The organism is Pantoea sp. AS-PWVM4, from assembly GCF_000468095.1.
In the GTDB taxonomy this organism is placed as follows: Bacteria; Pseudomonadota; Gammaproteobacteria; order Enterobacterales; family Enterobacteriaceae; genus Pantoea; species Pantoea phytobeneficialis.
In genome coordinates this window covers 49,318-63,219 of the sequence record NZ_ASZC01000011.1, presented here as the reverse complement: position 1 = coordinate 63,219, position 13,902 = coordinate 49,318, and the positions used below count along the sequence as shown (strand labels likewise).

General features: G+C 55.4%; 12 protein-coding genes. 4 read left to right on the top strand and 8 right to left on the bottom strand.

Annotated features, from left to right (window positions below; translation table 11 throughout):
* Nucleotides 1–185: 185 nt before the first annotated feature.
* Entirely contained in the window at nucleotides 186–968 is a 783-nt protein-coding gene (locus tag L579_RS11085) for a DUF3750 domain-containing protein (RefSeq protein ID WP_021184336.1), read from the top strand.
* Nucleotides 969–984: 16 nt separating this feature from the next.
* Here the strand turns inward: L579_RS11085 and L579_RS11080 are convergent, their stop codons facing one another.
* The 6 genes from L579_RS11080 to ppk1 form a co-directional block, all read right to left on the bottom strand.
* Nucleotides 985–1,164, bottom strand: coding sequence for a hypothetical protein (locus L579_RS11080; RefSeq protein ID WP_021184335.1), 180 nt, complete (start codon nucleotides 1,162–1,164; stop codon nucleotides 985–987).
* A gap of 76 nt (nucleotides 1,165–1,240) precedes the next feature.
* Entirely contained in the window at nucleotides 1,241–2,674 is a 1,434-nt protein-coding gene (mgtE, locus tag L579_RS11075) for a magnesium transporter (RefSeq protein WP_021184334.1), read from the bottom strand.
* A 119-nt stretch (nucleotides 2,675–2,793) separates the two neighbouring features.
* Nucleotides 2,794–2,979, bottom strand: a complete 186-nt coding sequence (locus tag L579_RS11070; protein WP_036626450.1) for a YfgG family protein — start codon at nucleotides 2,977–2,979, stop codon at nucleotides 2,794–2,796.
* Between the two features lie 193 nt (nucleotides 2,980–3,172).
* Nucleotides 3,173–3,772 (bottom strand): tellurite resistance methyltransferase TehB, encoded by a 600-nt coding sequence (gene tehB / locus L579_RS11065; protein ID WP_021184331.1) that lies wholly within the window; start codon nucleotides 3,770–3,772, stop codon nucleotides 3,173–3,175.
* A 12-nt stretch (nucleotides 3,773–3,784) separates the two neighbouring features.
* A complete protein-coding gene (gene ppx / locus L579_RS11060; RefSeq protein ID WP_021184330.1) occupies nucleotides 3,785–5,308 on the bottom strand; it encodes an exopolyphosphatase in 1,524 nt (507 codons plus the stop codon).
* A gap of 5 nt (nucleotides 5,309–5,313) precedes the next feature.
* Nucleotides 5,314–7,374, bottom strand: a complete 2,061-nt coding sequence (gene ppk1, locus L579_RS11055) for a polyphosphate kinase 1 (RefSeq protein WP_021184329.1) — start codon at nucleotides 7,372–7,374, stop codon at nucleotides 5,314–5,316.
* A 182-nt stretch (nucleotides 7,375–7,556) separates the two neighbouring features.
* Here ppk1 and L579_RS11050 point away from each other — a divergent pair, with 182 nt between their 5' ends.
* The 3 genes from L579_RS11050 to pstB are packed head-to-tail and all read left to right on the top strand — an operon-like array spanning nucleotide 7,557 to nucleotide 12,013.
* The gene (locus L579_RS11050) at nucleotides 7,557–9,638 is read left to right on the top strand and encodes an ABC transporter permease subunit (protein WP_021184328.1); all 2,082 of its coding nucleotides are present in this window, start codon (nucleotides 7,557–7,559) and stop codon (nucleotides 9,636–9,638) included.
* Entirely contained in the window at nucleotides 9,635–11,233 is a 1,599-nt protein-coding gene (pstA, locus tag L579_RS11045; protein ID WP_021184327.1) for a phosphate ABC transporter permease PstA, read from the top strand. Before L579_RS11050 ends, pstA begins: the two co-directional genes overlap by 4 nt.
* Nucleotides 11,234–11,245: 12 nt before the next feature.
* Nucleotides 11,246–12,013 carry a phosphate ABC transporter ATP-binding protein PstB gene (gene pstB, locus L579_RS11040; RefSeq protein ID WP_021184326.1) on the top strand — a complete coding sequence of 256 codons (768 nt, stop codon included), beginning with the start codon at nucleotides 11,246–11,248 and terminating at the stop codon, nucleotides 12,011–12,013.
* A 101-nt stretch (nucleotides 12,014–12,114) separates the two neighbouring features.
* Here the strand turns inward: pstB and purN are convergent, their stop codons facing one another.
* The gene (gene purN, locus L579_RS11035) at nucleotides 12,115–12,753 is read right to left on the bottom strand and encodes a phosphoribosylglycinamide formyltransferase (protein WP_021184325.1); all 639 of its coding nucleotides are present in this window, start codon (nucleotides 12,751–12,753) and stop codon (nucleotides 12,115–12,117) included.
* Nucleotides 12,750–13,790 (bottom strand): phosphoribosylformylglycinamidine cyclo-ligase, encoded by a 1,041-nt coding sequence (purM, locus tag L579_RS11030; RefSeq protein WP_013510051.1) that lies wholly within the window; start codon nucleotides 13,788–13,790, stop codon nucleotides 12,750–12,752. The genes purN and purM overlap by 4 nt, the downstream gene beginning before the upstream one ends.
* Nucleotides 13,791–13,902: the final 112 nt, after the last annotated feature.

Below are 13,902 nucleotides of genomic sequence, written 5' to 3'. Positions count from 1 at the left end.
GGTAATGATGACAGAATAATGTAGCAGACTTTTAATTCTCCACCGTCAGCGCCTCCTTACGTAGCGTCACAATCATCCACGCCAACCATCACCGCTAGAATATCCCACCACATAGTTAGTGAATACAAACTCACCATTTCGTTGCAAGATAATCAGACGTTTTTTTCACCAACAGGATTTCCTTAATGCTGCCATTGAAAGCCGTTGTCTTCACGTTTTTATGTGTTGTGTTGCTCTCGCTGGGAGCCAGTCTGGCGCAGGCTAACCGCAGCGGTGAGCTCTCCAGCGAACGCGGGGGCTGGTGGTCGGCACGGCGAGATTCTGCTGGCATCGCCCCCGATCCACGCATCTATGCTTCTCAAGCCATTGTTCAGGTCTATGCCGCCCCCACCTATGGCTGGAAAGGGGCGGTGGCGGTCCATCCGTGGATTATTTTTAAACGCGCCGGAGAAACGCAGTACAACCGCTATGAAGTGATCAGTTGGGGGAGCGATGACAAAGTGCGTCACAACGCCAATCTCCCCGATGGCTACTGGTATGGCGCGCGGCCAAGATTGCTGGTCGATCATCGCGGGGCGGCAGCGCAGGCGATGATTCCGCAGATTGAAGCCGCGATCAAATCCTATCCCTGGCCGCAGACCTACCATGCCTGGCCAGGCCCGAACAGCAACACCTTCCTTGCTCATATTGGTCGTGAAGTACCGGCACTGGCGCTGGATTTGCCTGCCAACGCGGTCGGCAAAGATTATCGCCCTTTATGGCGGCCAATCGGGTTGCCGCCATCGGGGCGTGGGATTCAGGTATCAGTGCTGGGGGTGGCGGGGGTGACTCTCGGCGCGGAAGAAGGGTTTGAACTCAATATTCTGGGGTTGAATATGGGGCTGGATTTTACCCCATTGCGTCTGCGACTGCCTTTTATTGGCGGCATTGGCAGCGACAACGTGCAGCAGGATAATCCGCCGGGCTAATCCCCGGCGAAGCCCATCAACACACGCCGAAGTCACCGTCTTCGTGATAGAGATTGACGGTATCGGCTTTGATCGCAATTTCCTTTTTGGTGGCATCATCAATCCGGGCGCACCACAGGGTATCGCCGTCAACGCGTAGCACCAACATTTTTGGACCACCGGTTTTCGACTGCACAAAATCATCCACGTTAAACATCGTATTCTCCTGCGAGGTTAAGGTATGGCTGATTCTAGCTGGCAGATAGCGCTCCTGCGCATTAGGTTGTGCGAAATTACGCGTGCAACAAAAACAGGGTGGCGAGGCCGAGGAAAATAAAGAACCCGCCGGTATCGGTGATGGCGGTAATCAGCACGCTGGAGCCGACCGCCGGATCACGTTTCAGCTTGGTCATAATGAGCGGGATCAGCACCCCCATCAGCGCGGCCAGCAGCAGGTTCAGCACCATCGCCAGCATCATAACGCCACCCAACGCCAGATTATCGTACATCATCCAGGTGACGGCCCCCATGATGCCGCCCCAGAACACGCCGTTAAGCAGCGCAACACCCAGCTCACGTATAATCAGAAACGAAAAGTTGCCCGGCTCCACCTGATGCAGCGCCAGGGCGCGCACAATCATGGTGATGGTCTGATTGCCGGTGTTGCCGCCAATGCCGGCGACAATCGGCATCAGGGTAGCCAGTGCCACCAGTTGTGAAATGGTTTCTTCAAACAGACCGATAACGCGGGATGCAACGAAAGCGGTGCAGAGGTTAATCGCCAGCCATGCCCAACGCTTGCTCACTGCTTTGCGTACCGGCGCGAAGACATCCTCCTCCTGACTGATACCGCCCATTTTACGGATATTGCTCTCATTCTCTTCATTGACGAGGTCAATCACGTCTTCGACGATAACGCGGCCGATCAGCTTGCCTTTGGCGTCGGTAACGGCGGCAGAAATCAGGTTATAACGCTCAAATGCGCCTGCGGCATCTTCGGCTTTATCGTTGAGCTGGAAGGTGGTCGGCGTGGCATTCATCACCGCGTCCACCCGCGTTTCTGGCGGATTGAGCAGGATGGTGGTGAGTGGCAGTTCACCCAGCAGTTGATTGGTTTTATCCGTGATAAACAGCTTATCGGTGCCATCCGGCATGGTCTGACGTCGGCGCAGAAAGCGTTGTACGGTGCCGAGGGTGACATCGGCGCGCACCGTCAGAATGTTGAAATCCATAATACGACCAACCCGATCGCGATCGAACTCCACCACGCTGAGAACATGGGCGCGTTGGCTGGGATCGAGGGTAGTCAACAGACGGCCGGTAAGATCACGCGGCAGATAGCGTGCCAGATAAGCCTGATCGTCAATATCCAGCGGCTGGATCGCGCGCAGAATTTCGCGATCGGTCATACTTTCCGTCAGACTGGCCCAGACGGTTTCGGACGCTTCCACCAATACCCGACCACGCTGTTCACAGGGTACTAAGCGCCACAACGCCTGGCGTTCCTCCTGCGGCAGCGCCTCAAGAATATCGGCCAAATCCGCGGCGTGCAGCATCTGCAAATCGCCTTCCAACTGATGACGCCACTCGCTGACTTCTTTCAGTTTGCTGGCAGGCAGGTCAACCGACTTATCCAGCAGGACATCAACCAGGTCGTGTTGCGTGAGCAGCAGGTTAAGAATGCGATGGCGGGTTTCAGTCAGTTGTTGCGCGGGCGTGGCAGACATAACGCGTCCTTTGTGTCTGTAAATGTCAGTTCGAAGTGTAGTGCGTTACGGGTAAACAGGACGTAACAAACATCATCGTCGCAATGGACAATGTGGCGGCGCAGTGACTCGCAAATTCCTTAACGCGTGTCGTTACTGCTTTGTGTCACCGGATCAGATGTGGCTTTCTTTTGCTGATGATGCTCAATGGCACCAGGGATGGTAAAAATCAGACGGCCAACCAAAATAAAAAAACTGATCAGCAAAACAATACGTGTCATCGAACCGGTTTTGGGACGTCTTCGTGCGGGGAAAGCGTTATTCACGCGGGGTGTTTCCTGTAGATACCCTTCTGGGCGATTGCAACATTTAGTCATACTTAGATCGCTAAATCAATCGCTGGGTGAAAAATGAGCAGAAAAGGTTAAAAATACCCACCAAACACGTAGCGGCGCAATTTATCGCGCAATTTCGTGCGCGTTGCAGGAAAAACCCGCGCGATAAATCGCGCCGCTACGGTCAGTAACTTGCCTTTTGAGCCAGCAACGTGGCGAAACGACAGCGGATGCGCTGGCCGTTTTCATCACGGCGATGCAACTCACCCACATGTTCGTTGTATTTCACGATATGCCAGTTGCGATAGTAGTGGCTCAGTTCGCCGGATTTAAAGGTGAACGGGAAATCCAGCGGGTTGGGATAGTCATCGGTACTCATCGCCGCGACGATCAGGTTATAGCCATATTTCACCGTGCTGGCCTGCATATCAGCAATCAACTGCGGGATGCTCTGCGGTTGCAGGAACATCATCACTACGGTGGACAGCACCAGCTGATACTCGCCGTTGAAGCGCACCTGATTCAGGTCACAGGATTCAGCACGGATATTTTGCAGCTGCTCCTCATGGATAATCTGCTGCAACCGCGCCAGACTCTGCGGATTGCTGTCCCAGCCTGTCACATCAAAGCCCTGCTGGTTGAGAAACAAGCTGTTGCGGCCCTGGCCGCACCCCAAATCCAGCGCTTTACCCGGAGTTAATTTGGGCAGCGCTTCCAGCACTTCCGAATGCGGTGGCGTCAGGCCATATTTTTCCGCGAAATAGTTGTCAGGACGAATGCTCATAGTAACCCGCGTTTACTCCTCTTGCAGAATCAGGTTCCAGCCGGTCACTTCATTCCAGTAGCTTTGCTCGCGCTCCAGATCCAACTGCACCAATGTATTCTGGCTAAAGTAGCCAGACGGGAAGGTGAGCGTCCAGTGGCCGTCATCGGTGGACAATTTCAGCGAATCCGGACGCGTGGTCGCCTGGCGCTGATTGTTCAGCAGGGTGCCGAGACGCAGCAGGAAAACCAACGGTAAGAATTGCTTCTTTTTAAACAGGGTGAAGCGCGGCATCTCATCCATCTTCACCGCTTTACGATGGAAGCGTACCAGCATCGCCAGCAGCATCTGTTGATCCTGGTTAAAGCCCGGCATGTTGGTGTTTTGCAGGATATAGGCCGAATGGCGCTGCATACCGCTATGGTTAATGGTCAGCCCGACTTCATGCAGCAGCGCCGCCCATTTCAGCAGGGCAGAAAGCTGCGGGTTAGCCAGTTTGGGATTCTGATCGAGCCATTGCAGATAAAGTTGTTCGGTGGTTTCCAACACGCGGCGAGCCTGATCGCTGTCGATAGCGTAGTGGTTTGCCAGACTCTGGGCGGTGCGGCTACGAATGTCCTGATGACGGAAGCGACCTTCCATTTCATACAGCACGCCTTCGCGCAGCGCACCATCCGACAGACGCAGCTCGCGGATGGCCAGCGCATCAAACACGCCACACAAGATCGCCAGGCCCGGAACAAACACCACTTTACGCTCCTCGGACAAACCCGGCAGGCTGAGTGCAGCAAAGGATTTGTGCTTGATCACCTCGCTGTACAACTGGTCCAGTCGTTCCGGGGTAATCAGTTTCTCTTTCTCGCCCATCGCCAGCAGCACTTCGCAGGCCGCTTTGATGGTTCCTGATGCGCCCAGCGCATACTGCCAGCCATGCAGGCGATATTGCCACGACAGGGTTTCCAGCTTCTGTGCTGCTGCCAGACGGGCGCGACGAAAGTTTTCCGGCGAGATTTCCCCTTTCGGGAAGTAGAGCTGGGCAAAGCTGACGCAACCCATTCGGCGGCTTTCCACCAGTTGTGGCTCAAAATCTTCGCCAATCACCAGCTCAGTCGAACCACCGCCGATATCAATGACCAGCTTGCGGCCTTTCTCCGGCTGGGTGTGCTCCACACCCATAAAGATCAGACGTGCTTCCTCATTCCCGGAGATCACCTCAATCGGGTATGGAATGACGTCGGCCGCGCGTTGCAAAAACTCTTCCGCATTGATGGCCTGACGCAGCGTATGCGTCCCGACGATGGTTACGTTGGCTGGACTGAATCCCTGTAAACGCTCGGCAAATAACGCCAGGCAATTCAGCCCGCGTTGAATGGCTTCTTCGCTCAGCCGATTTTGTGCATCCAGCCCATCGGCCAGATGCACGCGTTGCTTGAGGCGTCCCAACACCTGCATGGCGCCATCCACCACACGGGCAATCACCATATGGAAACTGTTGGAGCCAAGGTCGATGGCCGCAAACTCCTGAGGCTTTGGCGTACTCTTATGGGATATTGGCATAGGAATTATTCAGGTTGTTCCAGTTGCTTGATGTAATCGTAAATCGCCAGTTGCGAGCGCACTTTTCTGCGGTTGCCGCGCGGCACATAACGGTTACTCAGTTCTTTGTCCACGATACGGGCTTTAACTGTATCGCTAAACAGGATGGCGATGATATCCAGCACGCGCTGTTTCAGACGCGGGTCGAGGATCGACACGGCCACTTCAATACGGTAATCGATGTTACGTGTCATCCAATCCGCAGAGGAGAGGAACACTTTTTTATCGCCGCCGCTTTCGAAAATATAGACGCGGTCATGCTCAAGATAGCGGTCAACGATGCTAATCACGCGAATATTTTCGCTGATACCCGGTAAATCAGGGATCAGCGAGCACATGCCGCGTACCAGCAGGTTCACTTTCACCCCCGCCGCTGAAGCAGCATACAACCGATCTACCAACCCGTTATCTACCAGGTTATTAATTTTCAGCGTAATGCCCGCTGGAATTCCCTGCTGCACGTTGGCAATTTCGTTATCAATCAATTGATAAAGCATACTGCGCGAATTTTGCGGCGAAACCATTAAATGGTCGAAACTCACCGGGCGATAAGGGTTTTCAATAAAGTTAAACACCCGACGCACTTCGTTGGTGATACGAGCATCCGCCGTCAGCAAAGAGTAGTCAGTATAAAGGCGCGCGGTCTTCTCGTTAAAGTTACCGGTGCCGATATGCGCGTAGCGCACAATCTCTTCCCCTTCGCGACGCGAAATCAGGAACAGCTTGGCGTGAATTTTCAGACCCGGCGCAGAGAAGATAACGTGGACGCCAGCTTCGGTCAGACGCTTGGCCCAGTGGATGTTGGCTTCTTCATCGAAACGCGCCTGTAACTCTACCACCACCGTCACTTTTTTGCCGTTGTAGGCGGCGTGGATCATCGCATCCATGATGCGTGAGTTCTTGGCTACACGGTAGATGTTGATTTTGATCGCCAGCACGCTCGGGTCGAAAGACGCCTGACGCAGCAGTTCCAGCACATGCTCAAAGGTATGATACGGATAGTAGAGCAGCACATCGCGGTTACGAATCGCATCAAAGCCGTTGCGGAAGCCATCAAAACCGATATGACGGATCTGTGGCAACGGACGATTTTCCAGATTGCTTTTGCCCTCATTCGGGAAGCTAATAAAATCTTTAAAGTTGTGGTAACGGCCACCCGGCACCACCGAATCGTAGTTGGAGATGGAAAGTTTATGGCGCAGCATCTCCACCATTTCATCTGGCATATCCCGTTGATACACGAAGCGCACCGGTTCCGCATTCAGACGCTGCTTCAGGCTGGAAGACATCAGCTCCAGCAAGCTGGATTCCATCTCCGTGACCAGATCGTACTCTGCATCGCGCGTCATCTTCATCGAATAGGCGTTCAGCGCATCATAGTCGTAGAAGCCTTTAAAGATATCATCAAGGCAATAACGCAGGATATTGTCCAACAGGATCATCGGTTTACGACGACGTGGCGACTCAGCAGGCAGGTTAACGAAGCGCGGCACTTTATCGGACGGAATCTCCAGCAGTGCGTAGCGTTTATCGTCCCCACGAATAATTTCTACCGCCAGGTAGGTGTAATCATCTTTCAGGAATTCGATTAAGTCGGTGTCGTGATTGACCAGAATTGGCGTGATGTGCTGACGCAGCTGATGCTTGAAATAGTAACGTAACCATACCTGCTGGTTGGGTGACAGTTGGCGTTCGTTAATCAGGAAGATCTGATTACGCGCCATTTCCAGCAGCAGATCGTTATAAAGCGCATCAAATTCCTGGTCAGACTTCAGTACCCGTTGTTGAATCTTCTTCAGCAGGTGGCGTGGCGTGCTGGGTGAACCTTGTTCTTCCCCAATCAGAATGCGGCGTTTTAAATCGGCAAAGCGAACTTTATAAAATTCATCAAGGTTGTTCGAATAGATCCCGAGGAAACGCATACGTTCAATCAGCGGGTTACTTTTATCCGCTGCTTCCTGTAACACGCGTTCGTTGAACGATAACCAGCTTAATTCTTTTTCTATATACAGCTTTTCCTGACCCATTCTGACTCCGTGATGCTGTTGCTGGACGGGATGCCCGGCGAAAAGGCGCGATTGCGCTGTTTCGCACAGTCTCCCTCACCATTATGGCGAGAGTATGGCAGGCTTGTCCAACGCCAACAGTTGTCTTATCAATCAGCTACGGGCAACATAGCGGCTTGTCTACGAGCCTAACCCTGATCTGCATGAGCATAACAAGCATTCCCGTCCACTTTAGCGATAAACGCCGCCGTGCCATTGACCGGTGGGTTAAGCGTATCGTCACCGCTTGCGGTGTGGGAATTTTGCTACTGATGTTACTGCTGTTCTTCTGGTTAATCTGGGTCGTATTGCCCCTTTTTAGCACGCCAGGTGTGCAGGTGGTTGCCAGTCAACAGCTGTGGGACAAAGCCCCGGTGTTGGCAATGGGCAGCGACGGGCCGCTCGGTTGGCGTATCAGCCGTAACGAAGCACGTTTTATTCCGCTGGATGGACAACCTGCCGGACCTGCGCTGGCGTTGCAGGGCAAACCGGATGCGGTAGCGCAGAGCGCCTACCATCACAGCCTGCTGCTGAATATGCAGGGCGATTTACTGCTGATGCAGCCGGTTAACGGCGAATGGCGCTTTCCACTCGGCGATCGTCCGTTACATCTTCCCCAGGGGGCGGTGTCGCACATGGCGCTGGCTACGCTCACGGACAACCAATGGCGGATTGCGGCGCAAACCGCTGCCGGAATTGTTCTCCTGACACTGGATAACTCAAACCGCGTTGGTCAAATTCTTCTGCCGCAGCAGCAGGCCGATCGCCTGTTGCTCTCACCCGATGGCAGCGTGCTGTATACCAGCGAAGGCCGCCTGTTGCGCGTCTGGCAAGTCAGCACGGATGGCGCGCAATTGCGCGAAACGCAAACCCTGACGGAGAAACCGCAAAGCCTGCATCTGTTGGCTGGGGGGCGTACCTTATTGATTCAGGATACGCGCGGCGTCAGCCAGTGGTTTGCCATTGCCGGGCCGCAGGGGCCGCGTTTACAGGAAATACGCACCTTCAATGCCAGCACGGGCGCGAGCTTAATTGTCACTGAGTCCCAGCGTCGCGTATTCGCCACTCTGAATGCGGCAGGCGAGGTTAGCCTGTTTGCCAGCAAACAGCCGGGACCGATTGTCACCCGCAAACTGGCTCCCGGCGTTCAGGCGGCTGCGTTCTCTCCACGCGGTGACACGCTGCTGCTGGAGCGGGCAGGGCAATGGCAGCGTCTGCGCCTCGACGATCCCTGGCCGGATTTCAGTTGGCGTAATTTGTGGCAAAAAATCTGGTACGAAAACTACCCGCAGCCCGATTGGGTGTGGCAATCCACCGCCGCAGGGGACAGCTATCAGGCGAAATTTAGTCTGATGCCGCTGGTGATTGGCACGTTGAAAGCGGCCAGCCTGGCGCTGCTGTTTGCCACGCCGCTGGCGCTGGCAGCGGCGATGTATACCGCATGGTTTATGACGCCGGGTTTGCGTCGTTGGGTCAAGCCGGGCATTGAGATGATGGGGGCGCTGCCGAGCGTGGTCATCGGTTTGATTGCCGGGATCTGGCTGGCACCGCACATCAGCAATGCGTTGATTGGCGTGCTGTTGCTGCCACTGGTGCTGGCAGCGACCTTGCTGTTATGTGGCCTGTTCAGCCCGCGTCTGCCCGCACGCTGGCGTCAGCCGGGCTACGAAGTGTTGTTATTGCTGCCGATATTGCTGGCCGTCACCCTGTTTACGCTGTGGCTACCCACTTATATCTGGCCAAATATCGGGGAGCGTCTGGCCCATTATGAGCAACGCAACCTGCTGGTGGCCGCGCTGGCGATGGGGTTCGCGCTGGTGCCGCTAATCTTTACCTTAGCGGAAGATGCCTTGTTCAGTGTGCCGCTCTCATTGGGGCAAGGGTCGCTGGCATTGGGGGCGACACCGTGGCAAACCCTGACGCGCGTGGTGCTGCCGGGGGCTTCAGCGGGTATTTTTGCCGCATTGATGATCGGTTTTGGTCGGGCGTTGGGTGAAACCATGATCGTGCTGATGGCGACCGGCAACACGCCGGTGAGCGAAGGTGGCTTGTTTGCCGGGCTGCGCGCGTTGTCAGCCAATATCGCCATTGAGATGCCGGAGGCGGCAGCAGGGAGTGCCCATTATCGTATCTTGTTCCTTAGCGCACTGATTCTGTTGATTTTTACCCTGATTATTAACACGGTGGCGGAGGTCATTCGCCAGCGTCTGCGCCAGCGTTACAACCAGCATGAGGGGCAGGGATGAAGGCGATGCGCCAAAATGATCGCTGGCGCTGGCTCACCGCCGGTGCGGTGGCCGTCTGTTTGTTGGCTTTTACCTTGCTGATTGGGCTGCTGGCCTGGCAGGGTATGCGCGCCTTCTGGCCCCAGCCGGTCGATCAATATCAGTTCCAGCCACCCGATGGTGAACCGGTGAAGCTGCTGGGCGAGACAGTGCAGCGCCAGCAGCATGGCAGCGGCTGGCGTTATGTGGTGAAAACCGGGAATCGTGATTTTTCTCCGCCTGATTTCCGCGTCATTGACAGTCAAAACCAGGCCGAAATTCGTCAGCCGCCGGATGTGATGGTGTTGCAGCGGCGCAGCGGCGGGAATGCTTACGGCTGGTTTATCGAATTGCGTGAAAATAATGAAGTGCTGACGGCGCGCGATCGCGATGCGCTGCTGCATCAGCGTTTAAAAGCGGCCCATGAGCAGCTACGTCAGGCGAGCCAGATCCGGCGTATTGATATGGCGCGTCTCAATGCCCAGTTGGAAAACCTGCAACAACAGGCGGAAGAGCAGCAACGCAAAGGGGCGTTCAGTGCGCGGCGGCAATCCGAATACGATGCCAACAGCGCCGCGCTGCAACGGCGTTTTAGCGCCCTGGCTAATCAACTGAGCCAGCTGCAAAGTGAAAGCCAGCGGGATGTGCTGGTGCTGCGCGATGTACAGGGGCAGGACCATGTGATTCCGTTGGCGCAAATTGTCGCGGCCTGGTACCCGAATAGCATGAGCTTCGGCCAGAAAGTCCAGCATTTCTTCAGCCAGGTGTGGCAATTTGTCAGCAATAATCCGGCGGCGGGCGAAAGCGAAAGTGGCGCGCTACCGGCAATTTTTGGCACCGTGCTGATGGTACTGCTGATGTCGGTCATCGTTATGCCGCTTGGCGTGGTGGCGGCACTCTGGCTGCATGAATATGCCGGACGTAATGCTCTGACCCGGCTGGTACGAATTGCGGTGGTCAATCTGGCGGGTGTGCCATCGATTGTGTACGGCGTGTTTGGCCTTGGCTTTTTTGTCTGGCTGATTGGCGGCACTATCGACCAATTGTTTTACTCACGCGCACTGCCAAACCCGACATTTGGCACCCCGGGTTTGTTATGGGCGGCGCTGACGTTGGCGTTGCTGACGTTGCCGGTGGTGATCGTCGCCACCGAGGAAGGATTATCACGCATTCCGGACAGCCTGCGACAGGGATCGCTGGCGCTGGGAGCCACTCAGGCGGAAACCCTGTGGCGCGTGGTATTGCCACTGGCGGTGCCAGCGATGCTGACCGGTTTGATTCTGGCGGTCGCGCGTGCGGCCGGGGAAACCGCCCCATTGATGCTGGTTGGCGTGGTGAAGATGGTGCCGGAACTCCCGGTGGACGCAGTATTTCCGTATTTACATCTTGACCGCAAGTTTATGCACCTCGGTTTTCAGATTTACGATCTGGCATTTCAAAGCCCGAATATCGACGCTGACCGCCCGCTGGTTTATGCCACCGCCCTGTTGCTGGTGGTAATTATCCTGTCGCTCAACCTGCTGGCGATGGTGTTGCGCCACCGCCTGCGTGAGCGTTACCGGCTTATGACGCATTAAAAGGTTCTCCACATGACCCCTGATTACGACATTGCCCTCAAGGTTAATCAGCTTTCGCTGTGGTATGGCGAGCGCCAGGCGCTGAATAACATTGACCTGCAACTGCCGAAGAACCATATCACGGCGCTGATCGGCCCTTCCGGCTGTGGCAAATCGACGTTGCTGCGTTGTTTTAATCGCATGAATGATGTGATTGATGGTAGCCGCATGGAAGGGGAGATTTGGCTGGGGCAGCATGCCATTATGCAATCGGAGCAGGATCTGGCTGCACTGCGTCGCCGTGTCGGCATGGTGTTTCAGCGACCTAACCCGTTCCCCAAATCAATCTATGAAAACGTGGTGTATGGCCTGCGTTTGCAAGGGGTGCGTGACCGCCGGATATTGAATGAAGCCTGCGAACGTGCGCTACGCGCGGCGGCGTTATGGAGTGAAGTGAAAGATCAGCTGGGGCAAAACGCCTTAACCCTCTCGACCGGTCAACAGCAACGGTTGGTGATTGCACGCGCGATCGCCATTGAACCGGAAGTCTTATTGCTGGACGAGCCAACTTCCGCGCTCGATCCCATCTCCACGCTGGTGATTGAAGAATTAATGACGACGCTCAAGCAACATTTCACGCTGGTGCTGGTAACGCACAACATGCAGCAGGCGGCGCGCGTGTCCGATTACACCGCGTTTATGCATAACGGGCAGTTGGTGGAGTTTGATGAGACGGATCGGATCTTCACTTCACCGCAAGCGCGGCGTACGGAAGATTACATTACCGGTCGATTTGGTTGAGGAAAATACAAAGAACAAGCGCGATAAATCGCGCCGCTACGAAGGGTTGCAAATACGGTAGCGGCGCGATTTATCGCGCGAAGTCAGTATTGAATCTGAGATCAATCGTGAGCGTAGCCCTGCGGTGGCAGCGGTTGATCATCCAGCCAGGCCGCACCCTCGCGCATCTGCAAACGTCCTTCCACAAACCAGCTAATCACCAGCGGATAGATGGCGTGTTCCTGGTGCTGCACGCGGGCGGTAACATCCTCTTCCGTATCATCGGCAAACACCGGTACGCGCGCCTGTAAAATAATCGGCCCGCCATCCAGTTCATCGGTGACGAAATGCACCGAAGTACCATGCTCTGCGTCGCCATTCTCCAGTGCCTGACGATGGGTATGCAGGCCGGGATATTTTGGCAACAGGGAAGGGTGGATATTGACCAGACGGTCATGATAATGCGCGACAAATGCCTGGCTGAGGATACGCATATATCCCGCCAGCACCACCAAATCAGGGGCGTAAGCATCAATCTCCTGCATCAGCTGGCGATCAAAGGCGTCACGGTCAGCGAATTGACTGGCAGCCAGCGCATGAGTCGGCACACCGGCTTCCTGCGCACGGGTTAACCCCAGCGCCGAGGATTTATTACTGAAAACGGCAGCCACGCTGCCGTTAATACGCCCGCTTGCGCAGGCGTCAAGGATGGACTGAAGATTGCTGCCGTTGCCGGAGATCAGTACAACCAGTTTTTTCATGGGTTGATAACCACACGCTCTTCAGAATCAGACGCTTTGATCACACCAATCTTCCACGCCTGCTCGCCTGCGTCAGTCATCAGCTGTACCGCTTTATCAGCTTCGGCTGCGCTCAGCGCAATCACCATGCCCACGCCACAGTTAAAGGTGCGGTACATTTCGTGACGGCTAACATTACCGGCCTGCTGCAACCAGTTGAACACTGCCGGCCACTGCCAGCTGCTTTCTTCCAGCACCGCCTGGGTGTTATCCGGCAGTACGCGCGGAATATTTTCCCAGAAGCCACCACCGGTCAGGTGCGCAATGGCGTGCACATCAACCTGTTCGATCAGGCTCAGGATGTTTTTCACGTAAATGCGGGTCGGTGCCAGCAGATGATCGGCCAGCGGTTTGCCTTCCAGCTGTTTGGTTTCCGGGTTAGTCTGGCTGACTTCCAGGATCTTACGTACCAGCGAGTAACCGTTAGAGTGCGGGCCACTGGAACCCAGCGCGATCAGAACATCGCCATCCTGCACTTTCGAGCCGTCGATGATCTCTGATTTTTCCACCACGCCGACGCAGAAACCCGCCACGTCGTAATCTTCGCCGTGATACATGCCAGGCATCTCTGCGGTTTCACCGCCAACCAGCGCACAGCCTGATTGCAAACAACCTTCAGCGATACCGGTGATCACCGAGGAAGCGGTGTCGACATCCAGTTTGCCGGTGGCATAGTAGTCGAGGAAGAACAGCGGCTCAGCGCCTTGCACCACCAGATCGTTCACGCACATCGCCACCAGATCGATACCGATGCTGTCATGGCGCTTAAGATCCATCGCCAGACGCAGCTTGGTGCCGACGCCGTCGGTGCCGGAGACCAGCACTGGCTCGCGGTATTTCTGCGGCAGCGCACAAAGCGCGCCAAAGCCCCCCAGTCCACCCATCACTTCCGGGCGGCGGGTCTTTTTCACTACGCCTTTAATGCGGTCAACCAGAGCGTTACCTGCGTCAATATCAACACCGGCGTCTTTGTAGCTGAGAGAGGTCTTGTCGGTCACTGCGGAATCCCCACGCGAGTTGCGGTTGGTGGTTAAAATAAAGCGGCGTAATTCTACCAGCGCAGGCAAACGTTTGCGAGTCCCATCTCACGCCCCCTTTGCACGGCACCGC

What these genes read in the sequence shown, in the direction of transcription:
- ppk1 (WP_021184329.1), bottom strand. Translation starts at nt 7,374, where the DNA reads ATGGGTCAGGAAAAGCTGTATATAGAAAAAGAATTAAGCTGGTTATCG.
- purN (WP_021184325.1), bottom strand. Translation starts at nt 12,753, where the DNA reads ATGAAAAAACTGGTTGTACTGATCTCCGGCAACGGCAGCAATCTTCAG.
- L579_RS11050 (WP_021184328.1), top strand. Translation starts at nt 7,557, where the DNA reads ATGAGCATAACAAGCATTCCCGTCCACTTTAGCGATAAACGCCGCCGT.
- pstA (WP_021184327.1), top strand. Translation starts at nt 9,635, where the DNA reads ATGAAGGCGATGCGCCAAAATGATCGCTGGCGCTGGCTCACCGCCGGT.
- mgtE (WP_021184334.1), bottom strand. Translation starts at nt 2,674, where the DNA reads ATGTCTGCCACGCCCGCGCAACAACTGACTGAAACCCGCCATCGCATT.
- ppx (WP_021184330.1), bottom strand. Translation starts at nt 5,308, where the DNA reads ATGCCAATATCCCATAAGAGTACGCCAAAGCCTCAGGAGTTTGCGGCC.
- pstB (WP_021184326.1), top strand. Translation starts at nt 11,246, where the DNA reads ATGACCCCTGATTACGACATTGCCCTCAAGGTTAATCAGCTTTCGCTG.
- tehB (WP_021184331.1), bottom strand. Translation starts at nt 3,772, where the DNA reads ATGAGCATTCGTCCTGACAACTATTTCGCGGAAAAATATGGCCTGACG.
- L579_RS11080 (WP_021184335.1), bottom strand. Translation starts at nt 1,164, where the DNA reads ATGTTTAACGTGGATGATTTTGTGCAGTCGAAAACCGGTGGTCCAAAA.
- L579_RS11085 (WP_021184336.1), top strand. Translation starts at nt 186, where the DNA reads ATGCTGCCATTGAAAGCCGTTGTCTTCACGTTTTTATGTGTTGTGTTG.